This window comes from Haloarcula onubensis (assembly GCF_031624605.1).
GTDB classification, from domain to species: Archaea; Halobacteriota; Halobacteria; order Halobacteriales; family Haloarculaceae; genus Haloarcula; species Haloarcula onubensis.
Map to the genome: position 1 here is coordinate 243,410 of NZ_JAMQOS010000004.1, position 15,188 is coordinate 258,597.

The window sequence follows — 15,188 nt, forward strand, 5'->3', positions numbered from 1 at the left end:
CCCTTTTTACGACTCCTCGGAATGCAGTTGTATGCGGAAACGCATCCAGACGGTACTGATTGCCCTCACCGTCGTCACCGCCGGCTTCGCCGGCGTGACGGCGGCCGAGACCGGAACCGCGACCGAACAGGCACAGCAGGCAACCGGCGCCAGTGTCACGTTCGCGAACCAGACTACCGGCGGCGACACCGTGGTCGTCGACTCCGTGACGCTCCCGAACGGCGGGTACGTCACCATCCACGGCCCGTCGCTCGCCGACGGCGACACGCTCGGTAGCGTCGCGGGCACCTCGGCGTACCTCGAACCGGGCACGCACGAGAACGTCACCGTGACGCTCACCGACCCGGTGAGCGAGGGGAGCTACACGGCGATGGCCCACCAGGAGAGCGACGGTGACCGGACCTACGAGTTCGTCGCCTCGAACGGCAGCGTCGACGGGCCCTACACCGCCGACGGGAACGTCGTCGTTGACAGCGCGACGGTGACTCCCTCGGCGACCGTCTCGATGGCCGACCAGCCGACCACCGGCGACAGCGTCGTCGTCGACCGCGTGGTCCTCTCGGCGGGCGGCTTCGTGACGGTTCACGACGCGACGGTCACCGAGGGAGCGGTCCTCGACAGCATCCGCGGCACCTCCACGTACCTGGACGCTGGCGTCCACGAGGACGTCCGCGTCGAACTGGACGAGCCCGTCACCGGGAACACCACGCTCGTCCCGATGGCGCACATGGACACCGACGGTGACGAGAGCTACACCTTCGACACCAGCGATGGCGGTGCTGACGGCCCCTACGTCGGCGACGACGGCCCCGTCGTGGACACGGCGGCCGTGACCGTCTCCGGCACCTCGATGGCGAACATGAGCGACCAGGTCACCGGCGGCAGCGCCGTGACGGTCGACTCGGTGTTCGTCCCCGAGGGCGGCTTCGTGACGATTCACGACGCGACGCTGCTGGAGGGCGCGACCTTCGACAGCGTCCGCGGCACCTCGATGTACCTCGAACCCGGCTACCACACCGACGTGACCGTCACGCTCGACAGCGCGGTGTCGAACGACACGACGCTCGTCGCGATGCCTCACACGGACAGCGACGGTGACGGGAACTACACGTTCGTCGAGAGCGACGGCGGGGCCGACGGCCCCTACACCGACGCCGACGGTATCGTGACCGACGCGGCCAACGTCACGGTCTCGGCGACCGTCTCGATGGCCGACCAGCAGAGCGGCGGTAACGCCGTGGTCATCGACCGCGTCGACCTGAGCGAGGGCGGTTTCGTCGCCATCCACGGACCGACCGGCGCCGTCGTCGGAGCCTCCGACTATCTCCCGGCGGGCGTCCACGAGGACGTCGTGGTGACGCTCGACGAGCGACTCACCAGCGGCCAGACGCTCGTCGCGATGCCCCACTACGACAGTGACGGCGACGAGAACTACACCTTCGTCGAGAGCGGCGGCGACGCCGACGGTCCCTACGTCGCCGGCGGTGGGCCTGTCACCGACTCGGCCGAGGTCACCATCGAGGCCAGCGTCGGCTTCGAGCCCCAGTCCAGCGACGGCGAGACCGTCACCGTCGAGTCGGCCACGCTGCAGGACGGCGGCTTCGTGACGATTCACGACGCGACGCTGCTGGCGGGGGCGACCTTCGACAGCATCCGCGGCACGTCGACGTACCTCGGCCCGGGCACCCACGAGAACGTCACGGTGACACTCGATGACCCCCTCGCCGAGAACACGACGCTCGTCCCCATGGCCCACCGCGACACCGACGGTGACGAGGCCTACACCTTCGAACAGAGCGGCGGGAGCGCGGACGGCCCGTACGCGACCAGCTTCCCGCCGGGCGCGGTGGTGGCCGCCGCTCCGGTGACCGTCCAGACGGTGGACGACGGTGACACGGACGGCGACCAGATGACCGAAACGGCGACCGAGGAGATGACCGGGATGACCGAGGGCACGGCGGTTCGGACAACCGGCGGCTCCGGCCCTGGCTTCACCGGTATCGTCGCGCTACTGGCGGTCGTGGCCGCGGCGCTGCTGGCCGTTCGCAGCCAGCGATAATCCTCCGAGACGCCCGTCCGTCGGCGTGCGTCTCGGTACCACGGATAACGACACATTTATATAGTTTTCGGACTAACTAAATGTAAGAGAGTGTCGGTAGTCGACGTTTGAACATTACGGATAAGGCAAGACCGGTCCCCACCATCATGAGCGAATCACCAGTACGCAGCAACACGAGGGAACGAACACAGAACGAAGAGGTCGAAGCGGAGCAGTCGGAGCGACAGGACGTCTGTCCGGAATGCGGCGGGAACGTCGCGACGGACACCGAACACGGCGAGACGGTCTGTAAGGACTGCGGGCTCGTCATCGAGGAAGACAGCATCGACCGCGGCCCCGAGTGGCGCGCGTTCGACTCGGCCGAGCGCGACCGGAAGTCCCGCGTCGGCGCGCCGACGACGAACATGATGCACGACAAGGGCCTCTCGACCAACATCGGCTGGCAGAACAAAGACGCCTACGGGCGTTCGCTCTCCAGCGAGCAGCGCCAGAAGATGCAGCGCCTGCGCACGTGGAACGAGCGGTTCCGAACGCGCGATTCGAAAGAGCGCAACCTCAAGCAGGCGCTGGGCGAGATAGACCGCATGGCCTCGGCGCTGGGGCTGCCCCAGAACGTCCGCGAGACCGCGAGCGTCATCTACCGCCGCGCGCTGGGCGACGACCTGCTGCCGGGCCGCTCCATCGAGGGCGTCGCCACGGCGGCGCTGTACGCCTCGGCGCGGATGGCGGGCAGCCCCCGGTCGCTCGACGAGATGGCCGTCGTCTCGCGGGTCGATAAGATGGAGCTTACCCGGACCTACCGCTACATCGTCCGGGAGCTGAACCTGGAGGTCCAGCCGGCCGACCCCGAGCAGTACCTCCCCCGGTTCGTCTCGGACCTGGAACTGACCGACGAGACCGAGCGCCGGGCCCGCGAACTCATCGAGCGTGCCCGCCGGGCCGGTCTGCTGTCGGGCAAGTCGCCGGTCGGGCTGGCCGCGGCCGCCGTCTACGCTGCCGCCCTGCTCACCAACGACAAGGTCACCCAGAGCGAGGTCAGCGACGTGGCCAACATCTCCGAGGTCACCATCCGGAACCGGTACAAGGAACTGCTCGAAGCCGAAGACGTCCCGGCCTGATTCGGCGGTACACCGACGCCGGGCGGCGGGAGCGACGGAATCTTTTTGTGAGTTCCCGTGGGTGTCATTGTTACACATGGAAGAAGCCTATGTGCGGTTGCTCTGTCCGGAGTGTGCCAAGGACTGGGAGTCGACCCCGTCACAGCTCCCCTCTCACGACGCTGTCTATCACTGTCCGAACTGCCACGCGAGCCGACGGCTCGCCGAGTTCACCCGAACCGACCACGACCTGCGGACGCTGAAGGGGCTACAGTAACTAGTCCTCGCTCGGCGTGGCCGAGCGCGCACCGCAGGCCTCACACCGCAGCACCGTCACGTCACCTTCCGTCTCGAGCCGCGTATCGGGGAGTCCACACTCCGAGCAGCGGACGAACCCCTCGATGTAGGCCTCGACGGCCCCGCCGATGCGGTCCGCGTCGAAAGCTCCGGTTATCCGGGCTCGGCCGCTCTCGTCGATGTGTCCGCTGGTCCCGACCTCCCGCTGGAGGTACTGGAGGAGGTGGTCGGGCTCCCGGTCGAGGCGGTTACACAGCGTCTGAAAGTTCTCGACGACGGTGACAGACCCCTCCTGGCGGACCTCCGGGTCGGGGACGGAGAGGCGTTCGTCCGTGCCGGTGACGTCGGCCGTCTCGCTCGCCGCTCTGTCGAGCATGTCGTCGTAGTCCATACACGGTGGTCGTCGGGCAGCCCTGAAAAACCTTTCAGCCATCGAGAGGTTTCGTCGCCCGACTGCGATTTCGGCTGTCTCCGGGCCTGTTCTTCACGTTCTATCATGTCGGGGTCGTGTGTTAACCCCCCTCAGAGTAGTACTATAACCCCTCGGTTTCTAGCTTGGGGTGACCATGAAGAAGCAGGAGCTTATTCACCTTCACGGCCTGCTTGCACAAGTACAGAACCACTACGAAGCAGAATCGGGTTCCGAAGTGGAACACGACGAATACGAGGAACTCGGCGTCAAGCCGACATCTATTCACAAGTCGAAGACGGACCACAAGGCCGCCGTCTTCGCAATCGCGAACGGTATCACCTCGGAGATGACCGCCGAGGAGAAAGAGCCGGTTTCTGCCGCCGCGGACTGAGACTCGATTTCTTCGCTTCCGTTAGTCACCCGATAGTCACGGGTCGGACCGACTGTTCCACGATAGCTCCTGCTCGCGTCTACTCGGGGTCGGGCGCTCCCGACCGCTCGCGACGACGGTCCGTCTCACTCGTCGATGAGGTCCTCGAACTCGGGGAGGATATCGCCCTCGTCCGCCGTCTCCGACTCCGCCTCTTCGGTCTCCTCGCTCTCGGGCTCCTCGTCCGGGAGCTGTTCTATCTCGACGATATCGAGGGGGATGTTCGTGAGGCGTTGTCCGATTTCCTTGCGCGCGATTCGGGAGGCGTGTTCGTCGCGCTCGACGTTGAACACGGTCATCTCCAGTTCGAGCGCGACGAGGCTCTCGTCGGCTGCGATGAAGGCGGGTTCTAGGTCCTCGTGGCAGTGGGGACAGACGCGCTCACCCATGTTTATCTCGACGTAGTTCAGGTCCGGGTTGAGCATCTCGCCAGTCTTGGAGATGGCGATGCGAACGGCCTCGTCGGCCGTCCCCACGTCGTAGACCGGGACGGCGGCCTCGACGACAACTCTACAGTCCATGCCGGTATGTTTGCTAGCCAATATAATGAAGCTTCGCCCGGCTGACTAGTCCGCCTCGGGGTGGCCCGAGCCGTGCTGGGGCGGACCGCCCGAGAACGGCAGGGAGACCGACTCGCTCCCCAGAATCGCGAACCCGGCGAAGACGACCAGAAAGCCGACGCCGGCCATCGGCGCGATAGTCTCGTCCAGCAGCGCCCAGCCGCCAAGCGTCGAGACCACGGGAACCACGTAGAACACGAGGTTCGCGTGGGTCGCGCCGGCGCGGTCCAGCAGTCCGAAGTAAGCCACGTAGGCGAGGGCGCCCGCGAAGACGCCGACGTAGCCCAGCGCGAGCAGCGCCGGGAGGCCCCACTGGACCGCGCCGACGGACTCGCCGGCGCCGAGGCTCAGCGCGTGACACAGCGCCGCCCCCAGCGGGAGCCCCCAGGCGGTCCGGACGGTGCTGTCGAGGTCGCCGTCGCTCCACCGGACGAGGACGCTCCCCAGCGCGCCGGTGACGGCGCCGCCAAAGAGCAGCAGTTTGCCGACGCCGCCGTCGGCGAACATCGCCGGGTCGGGGTCCACCACGAGCGCGACGCCTATGAGGCCGACGGCGAGGCCGGCCCCGCCGCGCAGCGAGAGACGCTCGTCGACCAGCAGGACGGCGGCGAAGACCGGCGTCAGGATGGGGTTGAGGCTGAAGAGGATGGCGCCGACGGCGCTCGTCGCGTCCGCCTGCCCCGCGAACAGCAGGGCGTTGGTCAGCCCCATCACGACCAGCCCGGTCGCGAGGATACCGGCGATATCGCCACGCGTCCGGGGCGCCAGTGCGGCGCCCGAGCGCGTGTACAGGACGTACGCTCCCAGCACGACCGCGGCCACGTCGTAGCGAAGCGCCACGAACAGCAGCGGTGGGAAGTGTGCCAGTCCGGCCTTGGTCGCGACGAAGGTCCCGCCAAAGAGCACGCTGACGAGCGCGCCGAGTAGGACGGTCTTTCGTGATATCAATGCGATACTACCTCCGAGTGTGAGAGGGAAAGGCAGGGATACTGCACCAGGAAACCGAGTGAGGGCGACTGTTCCATTGTATTCTCTCGTACGGTGCCGACCGGTATAGGTCCGTTCAGAAATTCTTACACGTCGAGCGGGAATCCACGGCCCCCGGCCGGTTTTCACGGTGTGAAAAGATTGCACGACACGAAAGCGGTTTGTGTGGGCCGACCTACCGACCGGTATGGAGGAGACGCTTGCGGAGATAGAGTTCCTGGCCCTGTCGCCCAACCGGGTGCAGGTGCTCGAGTCCCTCGCGGCGGGCCCCCACGGCCGCTCGGAGCTGGCGGACGTGACGGGGGCCTCACAGGCCACTCTCGGTCGGATTCTGTCCGACTTCGAGGACCGCGACTGGGTGGTCAGGTCCGGCGGCAAGTACGCCGCGACGGCGACCGGGCGGCTCGTCGCCGAGGGGTTTCGCGACCTGCTCGACGTGATGGCGGCCGAGCGGGAGCTGCGCGACGTGGTGGCGTACCTGCCGACCGAGGCGATGGATTTCGACCTCCGTCACCTGGCCGACGCGAGTATCGTCACGCCGTCGGAGACGCGACCGAACGCGCCGCTGCAGCGGCTGCTCGAACGGATACGCGAGGCGGAGTCGGTGACCGCCTTCTCCCACGCGCTCAACGACCAGAGCCTCGCGGTCGTCGCGGACCGACTCGGGGACCAAGAGTTCGAGGCGGTGCTCACCCGAAGCGCCGTCGACTCCTTGACCGCGGACGACGCGCTCCGAGACAGGCTCCGCCGGGTCGTCGCGGCGCCGTCGGCCGGCGTCCGGGTCGCGGACGGCGACATCCCCGTGGCCGTCACCATCGCCGACGACGTGGTCAACTTCCTCGTGCGCGACGACCGCGGGGTGGTCCAGGCGGCGGTCGATACGACCCACCCCGCGGTCAGGGAGTGGGCGGAGCGACGCTACGAACACTACCGCGTCAACTCGGTGCCGCTGACAGCCGACGAACTCGCCGACTAGAGCGCCTTCGGTGAGTCCTCACCGGACGCGCCACACGTCGTCGTTCGGGAGGAATCGTCCGAGTTCGGCCTCCTGACGGTAGTCGGTCGCCAGCAGCGCCGTCAGCGCGGCCACCAGCGCGTCCTCGTCCCCGTCGGTCCAGTCGGCGGGCTCCTTGATGGGATAGACCAGCCAGCCGCTGCCCCGCACTTCGGTCGCGTGGAGGGCCTCCATATCGACCGCGTCGGCGCGCTCGGGCGTCATGTTCGCGAAGACGTGTCTCGTGGCCCGCTCGCCGACCGGGAACAGGACGTGGGAGGTGATAGCACGTATCTCCGTGTCCAGCAGCGGCTCGTGGTCCGCGTAGTCCTCCGCCGTGGGGTCGCGGTCCCCGCACATGAACAGGTACGAGAGGTACGTCTTCTCGACGGTCGGGGGCGTGCCGGCCTCGCTGAGCAGGCCGCCCGCCACGAGCGCCCGCTGGAGGCGTTCGCCAGCGGCCGTGCCCGTAAAGGGGATGCCCGACTCGCTCCCGCCGTGGACGCGCGGGTTGTCGCCGATGACGTGAAAGTCGGCGTTGGCGTCGCCGTAGCCCGGAACGAACGGCTCACACGGCGCCTCGAAGCCGAAGGGATTGTGCAGCGTTGCCGTGATGTTCTTCACGGACGGTGTGAGGAGCGAGGCGGCCAAAACTCCGACGGTTTGCGCGATCGTCCGCCACTGGTCGCCAGCTACCACCAGCATGGTCTCGCCGGTGTGTCCGTACACCGACCCGTCGTCGGGGTCAGATACCCGCCCGCCGGGCAACGCTTTTCTCGCCCCCCGACCACGCACCGGGTATGTCCTGGTCCCAGCACCGTGATAACCAGTGAGCCACGAGGACCGCACCGACGACCTCAGAGAGCGCAAGGCGGCCGCCGAGCGCGGCGGCGGCGAGGAGCGCATCGAGGCCCAGCACGAAAAGGGGAAACTCACCGCGCGCGAGCGCATCGACTACTTCCTCGACGACGACACGTTCGTGGAGATCGACGCGCTGCGCGAACACCGCTCGACGAACTTCGACATGGACGAGAAGGGGGTCCCCGGCGACGGCGTCGTCGTCGGCTACGGGACGGTAAACGGCGAGCGGGTGTACGTCTTCGCGCACGACTTCACCGTCTTCGGCGGCTCGCTCGGGGAGGCGTTCGCCCAGAAGGTCTGTAAGGTGATGGACAAGGCCATCGAGAACGGGTCGCCCATCGTCGGGCTCAACGACTCCGCCGGCGCACGCATCCAGGAGGGCATCGACTCGCTGGCGGGCTACGCCGACATCTTCCATCGGAATCAGAAAGCCAGCGGCGTGGTCCCACAGATTTCGGCCATCATGGGTCCCTGTGCGGGCGGCGCGGTGTACTCGCCGGCGATTACGGACTTCGTCTACATGGTCGAGGAGACCAGCCACATGTTCATCACCGGGCCGGACGTCATCGAGACGGTCACCGGCGAGGAGGTCGGCTTCGACGAACTCGGCGGGGCGACGACCCACGCCACCGAATCTGGCGTCGCGGACTTCACCGCCACAGACGAGAAAGCGGCCCTGGACGACATCCGCTACCTGCTCTCTTTCCTCCCGCCGAACAACGTCGCCGACCCGCCCCGGGTGAACCCCTGGGACGACCCGGACCGCCGCGACGAGAGCTTGGTCGACACGGTGCCAAACGCTCCCCAGAAGCCCTACGACATGACAGAGGTCGTCGGGAGCGTCCTCGACGAGGACTCCTTTTTCGAGGTGGGCGAAGGCTTCGCGCGCAACATCGTCACCGGCTTCGCCCGACTTGACGGCCACTCGGTCGGTGTCGTCGGCAACCAGCCACGCGTCAACGCCGGGACGCTCGACATCGACGCCTCGAAGAAAGGCGCCCGGTTCGTCCGCTTCTGTGACGCGTTCAACATCCCCATCGTCACGTTCGTCGACGTGCCCGGCTTCATGCCCGGCAAGGACCAGGAGCGCAACGGCATCATCACTCACGGCGCGAAGCTGCTCTACGCCTACAGCGAGGCGACCGTCCCGTTGCTGACGGTCATCACCCGGAAGGCCTACGGCGGTGCCTACGACGTGATGGCCTCGAAGCATATCGGCGCGGACGTGAACTACGCCTGGCCGATGGCCGAGATTGCGGTGATGGGGCCACAGGGCGCCGTGAACGTCCTCTACAGCGACGAACTGGAGAGCGCCGAGGACGTCGAGGCCCGGCGACAGGAACTCATCGACGAGTACCGCGACGCCTTCGCCAACCCCTACACCGCCGCACAGCGGGGTTTCGTCGACGACGTCATCGAACCCGCGGACACGCGACCCCGGCTCATCTCGGACCTGGAACTCCTGCGGGGCAAACGCAAGGACAACCCCGACCGGAAACACGGGAACATCCCGCTGTAGCGACGAGGCGGTCCCGGCCGACGCTACCCTCGTGGGTCGGACCGATAGCTGGGCTTCCGCCTAGTTTTATGAGGCGAGTCTCGGTATGAGCGTGTATGTTTGATAAGGTGCTCGTCGCCAACCGCGGGGAAATCGCGGTGCGAGTCATGCGCGCCTGCGACGAGTTGGGCATCGGGACAGTCGCGGTCTACTCCGAGGCGGACAAGCACTCGGGCCACGTTCGCTACGCCGACGAGGCGTACAACGTCGGCCCGGCCCGCGCCGCCGACTCCTATCTGGACCAGGAGGAGATAATCGAGACGGCCCAACAGGCCGACGCGGACGCCATCCACCCCGGCTACGGCTTCCTCGCCGAGAACGCGGACTTCGCCCGCAAGGTCGAAGACGCCGACGGCGTCAAATGGATCGGTCCCGCCGGCGACGCCATGGAGAAACTCGGCGAGAAGACGAAGGCCCGCAACATCATGCAGGACGCCGACGTGCCCATCGTTCCCGGGACGACCGACCCCGTCGAGGAGCCCGAGGAGGTCGTCGAGTTCGGCGAGGAGAACGGCTTCCCGGTCGCCATCAAGGCGGAGGGCGGCGGCGGCGGCCGCGGGATGAAAATCGTCCACAGCCCCGAGGAGGCCGAGGAGCAACTCGAATCGGCCAAACGCGAGGGGGAGGCGTACTTCTCGAACGACTCGGTCTATCTCGAACGCTACCTGGAGAACCCCCGCCACATCGAGGTCCAGATTATCGCCGACCACGACGGCAACGTCCGCCACCTGGGCGAGCGCGACTGCTCGCTCCAGCGCCGTCACCAGAAGGTCATCGAGGAGGGCCCCTCCGCGGCCCTCTCGGACGAACTCCGGGAGAAGATCGGCGAGGCCGCCCGCCGGGGCGTGCGCGCGGCCGATTACTACAACGCCGGGACCGTCGAGTTCCTCGTCGAGGAAGACCCCGAACGCGGTCCCGAAGAGGTGCTGGGCCCGGACGCGAACTTCTACTTCCTCGAAGTGAACACCCGTATCCAGGTCGAACACTGCGTCACCGAGGAGATAACGGGCATCGACATCGTGAAGTGGCAGATTCGGGTCGCCCAGGACGAGAACCTCGCCTTCGCACAGGACGACGTCGAGATAGAGGGCCACGCGATGGAGTTCCGCATCAACGCCGAGAACGCCGCGAAGGACTTCGCGCCGGCACAGAGCGGCGAACTGGAGGTGTACGACCCGCCGGGCGGCATCGGCGTCCGGATGGACGACGCCCTGCGCCAGGGCGACGACCTCGTCACCGACTACGACTCGATGATAGCGAAGCTCATCGTCTACGGCGCCGACCGCGACGAGGCCATCGCCCGCGGGAAACGGGCGCTGGCGGAGTTCGACGTCGAGGGGTTCCCCACGGTCATCCCGTTCCACCGCCTGATGCTCACCGACGAGGAGTTCGTCAACTCCACGCACACGACGAAGTACCTGGACGAGACGCTCGACCCGGACCGCATCGAGGCCGCCCAGGAGAAGTGGGGCTCCGAGACGGAGCCAACCGAGGGCGAGGAGGACGGCGAGGTCGTCGAACGGGAGTTCACCGTCGAGGTCAACGGCAAACGCTTCGACGTCGACCTGGAGGAACACGGCGCCCCGCCCATCAGCGTCGGCGACGTGGACACGAGCGGCGGGGACGGCCCGCAGCGACCGAACGCGGCGGGCGGCGGCTCCGGCGGCGGTGGCGGCGGGGGTTCCAGCGCGGAGGGCCAGGAGGTCACCGCGGAGATGCAGGGGACCATCCTCGAAGTGAGCGTCGACGAGGGCGACGAGATAGAGGCCGGAGACGTGCTCTGCGTGCTCGAAGCGATGAAGATGGAAAACGACATCGTCGCAGAGCGCGGCGGCGTCGTCAACGACGTCGCCATCGGCGAGGGCGATTCCGTCGACATGGGCGACCTGCTCTTTGTGATCGGCTCGGACTGAGCTTAGTTTTTCCGGGGTGCCGGAAAGATTATGTCACGGTAACCGCGTTGTGTTGTCATGCGTACTAAACGGACAGGTGCGATTCTGGCGCTGACGCTCGTGGTTTCCGTGTCCGGCTGTCTCGGACTCGTACTCGGCGGGGGAGCGACCTTCGTCGCGAGCGAAGCCACCGTCGAAGACTCCGAGGGGGTCGGCTACGAACACAACGAGACGAAGTGGATAAACGAGACCCGGACCGTGGAGGGCGGCGGTCAGGAGCGAGAGATAACCGTCTCCAGCGTAGCGAACGTCTATCTCAACCGGACCGAGGGCGACGACATCCCCGAGGGGGCGTTCGTCACCGTTAGCTCCCCGACGGTCAGCGTCGCCGGACAGGCGATGAACCCGGTCGGTGACTGGGACAACGAGCGAGTCGTCACGGAGTTCAGCGGCGAACTCGACGATTACGGCGAGATTTCGAACGTCTCGGAGCGCAGCAGCGAGAACAAGACGGTTCTCGGGAGCGAGACGACGGTGAGCACCTTCGATGCCACCATCGAGCGAGAGGGGAACGTGAGCAAGCAGATACTCATCCGCGCGGCGAAAGTCGAACACGACGGCGACTACGTCATGGCCTTCGCGGTCTACGACACCGGTGACGAGGCCAACGCGGCCGATATCGACGAACTGTTCGAGCGCATCGAACACTGAGAGAGCCGGCGGGACACACTTTGATCGCAGGGGTACACTCCGCCGACTCCGTCGCTAATTTCACGCTGCCGTCCGGTGATTCCGAGCGCTTCTCAAAAACCCTATAACGGTCACTACTCGAACTCCGAGGAATGACACGCAGACGGACCGGGGTGGTCCTCGCCGTCGCGCTGGCCCTGTCGGTCGCCGGCTGTTCCGGCGTGCTCGTGGAGGAGGAGACGCAGTTCGTCGCGGGCGAGGCGACCGTCAGCGAGGCCGGCGAACTGTCCTACACCCATAACACGACCGAGTGGCAGAACGTCACCCGTTCGGTGGCGGCCGCCGGGCAGGAACGGGAGGTGACCGTCTCGAACCGGGCCGAACTGTTCGTCAATCGGTCCGCGGACGGCTCGCCCGCGGCCGCCTTCACCGTCGTCAGTTCGCCCGGGATAACGGTCGCCGGCCAGGAGTTGAGCCCGGTCGCCGAGTGGTCCCAGCGGGACCTCCTCGACCAGTTCGCGGGGCAGTTCGACCAGTACGGCACCGTCACTGACGTCGAGGAGCGGGAGACGCGGCAGGTGACGATGCTGGGCGAGGAGGCGAACATGCGCGTCTTCAACGCGACCCTCGAGCACGACAACGAGACCAGCCACGACGTGATAGTCACCGTCGCGCGCGTCAAACACGAGGGGGACTACGTCGTCGCTATCGGACTCCGCGGTATCGGCGGCACGGACCCGTCGGCGGCGGGCGACGACAGCGAGGCCCTCGTCCGCAGAATCGAGCACTGAGTGGGGCGGTCTCCCGTGGCGCCGATGACGCGCGCCTTTTTACGCCACCGGGACAAGCGGGGCCTATGCACGAGACACGCGAGCGGGTTCTCTCCGCCATCGCCGACGGGCCGGTCTCCGGGCCGGACCTGGCGGCCCAACTCGGCGTCTCCCGCGCGGCGGTCTGGAAACACGTCGAGGCGCTTCGCGAGCGGGGCTTTACCATCACGAGCGGCGACGAGGGCTACGCGCTCGACGGCGTTCCGGAATTTGGCGGTTCGGCCGTCGCGTACGGGCTCGACGCCCCCTTCGAGATAGAGTACCACGACGCGGTCCCGAGCACGAACGCTCGCGCCCGCGAACTCGCCGACGAGGGCGCGAGCGACGTCGTCGTGCTGGCGGACGAACAGACCGGCGGCCGCGGCCGGCTGGACCGGACCTGGCACTCCCCGAGTGGCGGCATCTGGCTGTCGGTCCTCTTTCGCCCCGACGTGCCGATGGCGGCGACGCCGGTGTTCACGCTCGCGGCCGCCGTCGCGGTCGCGCGCGCGGCCCGGGAGGCCGGTGTCGAGGCGGTCATCAAGTGGCCCAACGACGTGCTCGTCGAAGTCGACGGCGAGGAGCGCAAACTCGTCGGCATCCTCACCGAGATGGAGGGGGAGGCCGACCGCGTCTCCTGGGTGGTGGTCGGCATCGGCATCAACGCCAACGTCGACCCCGCGGCGCTACCCAGCGACGCCGGCGCGACAAGCCTGTCGGCGGTGAAGGGAGCGCCGGTGGACCGCCGGCGGTTCACCCAGCGCGTGCTCGAAACGTTCGACACCGTCGGCGCGGACCCCGAGGCCGTCCTGGACGAGTGGCGCGAGTACGCGTCGACGCTTGGCCGTCGGGTCCGCATCGACACGCCGGGCGGGGACATCACGGGCGAGGCCGTCGATATCGAGTATCCGGGGTCGCTGGTGGTCGACACCGGCGAGGAGCGGGTCACTGTCGCCGCCGGCGACTGCGACCACCTCCGGCCGCTATGACTCCGCCGGTCCGGCCTCGGGCACTTCGTCGCGTATCGGCACCGCCACGACGGGCACCGGGGCGGCACGAACGACGCGCTCAGCGACGCTCCCGAGCAGTAACCTGTCGATGCCGGCGCGGCCGTGCGTGCCCATGACGACGGCGTCACAGTCGTTCTCCCGGGAGTATCCGACGATTTCGTCGCTGGGATTGCCGTCCCTGATTGCCGTCTCGACGGGCGCCTCGCCCGCCATCTCGGCGAACTCCGAGACCGCCAGCTCCCCCTCCTCACGCAACATCTCAGTCACGCCGTCCCACGTCGTCTCGACCGGGAGCGTGGCGAAGTTGCCCGTATCGACGACGTAGAGCCCGTGGAGCGTGGCGTCGTGGACCCCGGCGAGCGCCGCGGCGTGGTCGACGACTGCCCGCATGCTGGGGGACCCGTCCGTCGGCACCAGTATCCGGTCGTACATGTGCTACTGTAGGCGAGCAGACATCATAGTTGTTGGTGTGGTATCACACCACCAGCGGCCCTACCCGGCCAGGACGACACGCTCCACGTCGGCGGTCCCGGCCCGCCGGACGACGGCCCGGACCGGGTCGCGGACGCCGCTGAGGTTGTCCGAATCGCCGTCCAGCACGCAGAGGCGGGCCGGTCGGCCCGGTTCGACGACGCCGCAGTCCAGCCCGGCGATTTCGGCGCCGTTGACCGTCGCCATGCGCAGCACCTCGCGGGCCGACAGGTCGAACAGCTTGGACGTGTAGGCCATCTCGCGGAACATCGACGGGCTGTTGAGAAAGACGTTGTCGGTACCCAGCGCGACCGTCGTCCGTTCGGCCAGCGCCTCGACCGGCGGCAGTCCCACGTCGGTGACGAGGTTCGACCGCGGGCAGACGACGACGGGTGTCTCGCTGTCGGCCAGCCGTTCCAGGTGGAGCCGCTCCGCGTGGACCATGTGGACCAGAAAGTCCGGGTCGAGGTCCAGCGCGGGGTTGATGTCGGAGCTGTCGACTTCGCCGGCGTGGATGCCAAAGAGCTTCCCGGCCTCCCGGGTCGCCCGCCGTTCGGCCCCGAACTCGGCGTCGCTGGCGCCGCTGGCACCGAAACCGTCGGCCAGTTCCATCGCTGCGACGGTCTCCCGACCGAGGACGACACCGTCCAGGTTCGACCCCGAGAGGGCGTCCCTGATGGCCGCCACCCCGTCGACGCCGCCCTCGCGGAACTCCACGAACGCGCCGGTTCCGGACCGCTCCATGTACGACAGCGACCGGGCCATCGCGGCCACGAGCGACGAGCGGTCGGCCTCGCGGAGGAGGCGGTGTTTCAGCCCGTCGGGCGGGGCGACCAGTTCGTCGAGCGTGAGCCCCTCGCCGGCCTCCTTGGCGACGGAGTCCCCGATGTGGGTGTGCGCGTTGACGAAGGCCGGGAAGACGATGGCGTCACCCTCGACGCTGGCCTCCTCGACGGCCACTATCTCGCCGTCCTCGACGACGACGCGACCCTCGACAGGCTCGAACTCGCGCCCGCGGAGGACGGTCCCTTCGATAATCTCGTCGGTCTCTCCGGTCATCG

At 67.6% G+C, this 15,188-nt stretch carries 16 protein-coding genes; 10 read left to right on the forward strand and 6 right to left on the reverse strand.

What is annotated here, in order from left to right:
• The first annotated feature begins 31 nt into the window (after nucleotides 1–31).
• From NDI86_RS13305 to NDI86_RS13315, 3 genes are all read left to right on the forward strand, one after another.
• A complete protein-coding gene (locus NDI86_RS13305; protein ID WP_310900927.1) occupies nucleotides 32–2,059 on the forward strand; it encodes a DUF7282 domain-containing protein in 2,028 nt (675 codons plus the stop codon).
• A gap of 146 nt (nucleotides 2,060–2,205) precedes the next feature.
• Complete coding sequence (locus NDI86_RS13310; RefSeq protein ID WP_310900928.1) at nucleotides 2,206–3,177, forward strand: transcription initiation factor IIB; 972 nt, start codon at nucleotides 2,206–2,208, stop codon at nucleotides 3,175–3,177.
• A 76-nt stretch (nucleotides 3,178–3,253) separates the two neighbouring features.
• On the forward strand, nucleotides 3,254–3,433 hold the full coding sequence (locus NDI86_RS13315) for a DUF7836 family putative zinc-binding protein (RefSeq protein ID WP_310900929.1): 180 nt from the start codon (nucleotides 3,254–3,256) through the stop codon (nucleotides 3,431–3,433).
• Here the strand turns inward: NDI86_RS13315 and NDI86_RS13320 are convergent, their stop codons facing one another.
• Nucleotides 3,434–3,844, reverse strand: coding sequence for a translation initiation factor IF-2 subunit beta (locus NDI86_RS13320; protein WP_310900930.1), 411 nt, complete (start codon nucleotides 3,842–3,844; stop codon nucleotides 3,434–3,436).
• A 175-nt stretch (nucleotides 3,845–4,019) separates the two neighbouring features.
• Here NDI86_RS13320 and NDI86_RS13325 point away from each other — a divergent pair, with 175 nt between their 5' ends.
• The gene (locus NDI86_RS13325) at nucleotides 4,020–4,256 is read left to right on the forward strand and encodes a UPF0058 family protein (RefSeq protein WP_310900931.1); all 237 of its coding nucleotides are present in this window, start codon (nucleotides 4,020–4,022) and stop codon (nucleotides 4,254–4,256) included.
• Nucleotides 4,257–4,381: 125 nt separating this feature from the next.
• Here the strand turns inward: NDI86_RS13325 and NDI86_RS13330 are convergent, their stop codons facing one another.
• Together NDI86_RS13330 and NDI86_RS13335 are read right to left on the reverse strand one after the other, a co-directional pair.
• Nucleotides 4,382–4,816, reverse strand: coding sequence for a DUF555 domain-containing protein (locus NDI86_RS13330; protein WP_310900932.1), 435 nt, complete (start codon nucleotides 4,814–4,816; stop codon nucleotides 4,382–4,384).
• A gap of 45 nt (nucleotides 4,817–4,861) precedes the next feature.
• Nucleotides 4,862–5,803, reverse strand: coding sequence for a DMT family transporter (locus NDI86_RS13335; protein ID WP_310900933.1), 942 nt, complete (start codon nucleotides 5,801–5,803; stop codon nucleotides 4,862–4,864).
• Between the two features lie 226 nt (nucleotides 5,804–6,029).
• On the opposite strand from NDI86_RS13335, the gene NDI86_RS13340 reads away from it, so the two are divergent.
• Nucleotides 6,030–6,818 (forward strand): helix-turn-helix transcriptional regulator, encoded by a 789-nt coding sequence (locus NDI86_RS13340; RefSeq protein WP_310900934.1) that lies wholly within the window; start codon nucleotides 6,030–6,032, stop codon nucleotides 6,816–6,818.
• An 18-nt stretch (nucleotides 6,819–6,836) separates the two neighbouring features.
• Here the strand turns inward: NDI86_RS13340 and NDI86_RS13345 are convergent, their stop codons facing one another.
• A complete protein-coding gene (locus tag NDI86_RS13345) occupies nucleotides 6,837–7,460 on the reverse strand; it encodes a uracil-DNA glycosylase family protein (RefSeq protein WP_310900935.1) in 624 nt (207 codons plus the stop codon).
• Nucleotides 7,461–7,665: 205 nt separating this feature from the next.
• Here NDI86_RS13345 and NDI86_RS13350 point away from each other — a divergent pair, with 205 nt between their 5' ends.
• The 5 genes from NDI86_RS13350 (at nucleotide 7,666) to NDI86_RS13370 (ending at nucleotide 13,635) form a co-directional block, all read left to right on the forward strand.
• Nucleotides 7,666–9,216 (forward strand): acyl-CoA carboxylase subunit beta, encoded by a 1,551-nt coding sequence (locus NDI86_RS13350; protein WP_310900936.1) that lies wholly within the window; start codon nucleotides 7,666–7,668, stop codon nucleotides 9,214–9,216.
• A gap of 95 nt (nucleotides 9,217–9,311) precedes the next feature.
• Nucleotides 9,312–11,168 carry an acetyl/propionyl/methylcrotonyl-CoA carboxylase subunit alpha gene (locus NDI86_RS13355; protein ID WP_310900937.1) on the forward strand — a complete coding sequence of 619 codons (1,857 nt, stop codon included), beginning with the start codon at nucleotides 9,312–9,314 and terminating at the stop codon, nucleotides 11,166–11,168.
• A 57-nt stretch (nucleotides 11,169–11,225) separates the two neighbouring features.
• Complete coding sequence (locus NDI86_RS13360) at nucleotides 11,226–11,858, forward strand: DUF6517 family protein (RefSeq protein WP_310900938.1); 633 nt, start codon at nucleotides 11,226–11,228, stop codon at nucleotides 11,856–11,858.
• 131 nt (nucleotides 11,859–11,989) lie between these two features.
• Nucleotides 11,990–12,628, forward strand: coding sequence for a DUF6517 family protein (locus NDI86_RS13365; protein WP_310900939.1), 639 nt, complete (start codon nucleotides 11,990–11,992; stop codon nucleotides 12,626–12,628).
• Between the two features lie 65 nt (nucleotides 12,629–12,693).
• Nucleotides 12,694–13,635, forward strand: a complete 942-nt coding sequence (locus NDI86_RS13370; RefSeq protein WP_310900940.1) for a biotin--[acetyl-CoA-carboxylase] ligase — start codon at nucleotides 12,694–12,696, stop codon at nucleotides 13,633–13,635.
• Here NDI86_RS13370 and NDI86_RS13375 read toward each other — a convergent pair.
• Together NDI86_RS13375 and NDI86_RS13380 are read right to left on the reverse strand one after the other, a co-directional pair.
• Nucleotides 13,630–14,088, reverse strand: a complete 459-nt coding sequence (locus tag NDI86_RS13375) for a universal stress protein (RefSeq protein ID WP_310900941.1) — start codon at nucleotides 14,086–14,088, stop codon at nucleotides 13,630–13,632. The genes NDI86_RS13370 and NDI86_RS13375 overlap by 6 nt on opposite strands.
• Nucleotides 14,089–14,148: 60 nt before the next feature.
• Nucleotides 14,149–15,186 carry an amidohydrolase family protein gene (locus tag NDI86_RS13380; RefSeq protein WP_310900942.1) on the reverse strand — a complete coding sequence of 346 codons (1,038 nt, stop codon included), beginning with the start codon at nucleotides 15,184–15,186 and terminating at the stop codon, nucleotides 14,149–14,151.
• Nucleotides 15,187–15,188: the final 2 nt, after the last annotated feature.

Coding starts and splice junctions, on each gene's coding strand:
- NDI86_RS13325 (WP_310900931.1), top strand. CDS start 4,020: ATGAAGAAGCAGGAGCTTATTCACCTTCACGGCCTGCTTGCACAAGTA.
- NDI86_RS13375 (WP_310900941.1), bottom strand. CDS start 14,088: ATGTACGACCGGATACTGGTGCCGACGGACGGGTCCCCCAGCATGCGG.
- NDI86_RS13330 (WP_310900932.1), bottom strand. CDS start 4,816: ATGGACTGTAGAGTTGTCGTCGAGGCCGCCGTCCCGGTCTACGACGTG.
- NDI86_RS13355 (WP_310900937.1), top strand. CDS start 9,312: ATGTTTGATAAGGTGCTCGTCGCCAACCGCGGGGAAATCGCGGTGCGA.
- NDI86_RS13380 (WP_310900942.1), bottom strand. CDS start 15,186: ATGACCGGAGAGACCGACGAGATTATCGAAGGGACCGTCCTCCGCGGG.
- NDI86_RS13340 (WP_310900934.1), top strand. CDS start 6,030: ATGGAGGAGACGCTTGCGGAGATAGAGTTCCTGGCCCTGTCGCCCAAC.
- NDI86_RS13320 (WP_310900930.1), bottom strand. CDS start 3,844: ATGGACTACGACGACATGCTCGACAGAGCGGCGAGCGAGACGGCCGAC.
- NDI86_RS13370 (WP_310900940.1), top strand. CDS start 12,694: ATGCACGAGACACGCGAGCGGGTTCTCTCCGCCATCGCCGACGGGCCG.
- NDI86_RS13310 (WP_310900928.1), top strand. CDS start 2,206: ATGAGCGAATCACCAGTACGCAGCAACACGAGGGAACGAACACAGAAC.
- NDI86_RS13305 (WP_310900927.1), top strand. CDS start 32: ATGCGGAAACGCATCCAGACGGTACTGATTGCCCTCACCGTCGTCACC.
- NDI86_RS13315 (WP_310900929.1), top strand. CDS start 3,254: ATGGAAGAAGCCTATGTGCGGTTGCTCTGTCCGGAGTGTGCCAAGGAC.
- NDI86_RS13360 (WP_310900938.1), top strand. CDS start 11,226: ATGCGTACTAAACGGACAGGTGCGATTCTGGCGCTGACGCTCGTGGTT.
- NDI86_RS13365 (WP_310900939.1), top strand. CDS start 11,990: ATGACACGCAGACGGACCGGGGTGGTCCTCGCCGTCGCGCTGGCCCTG.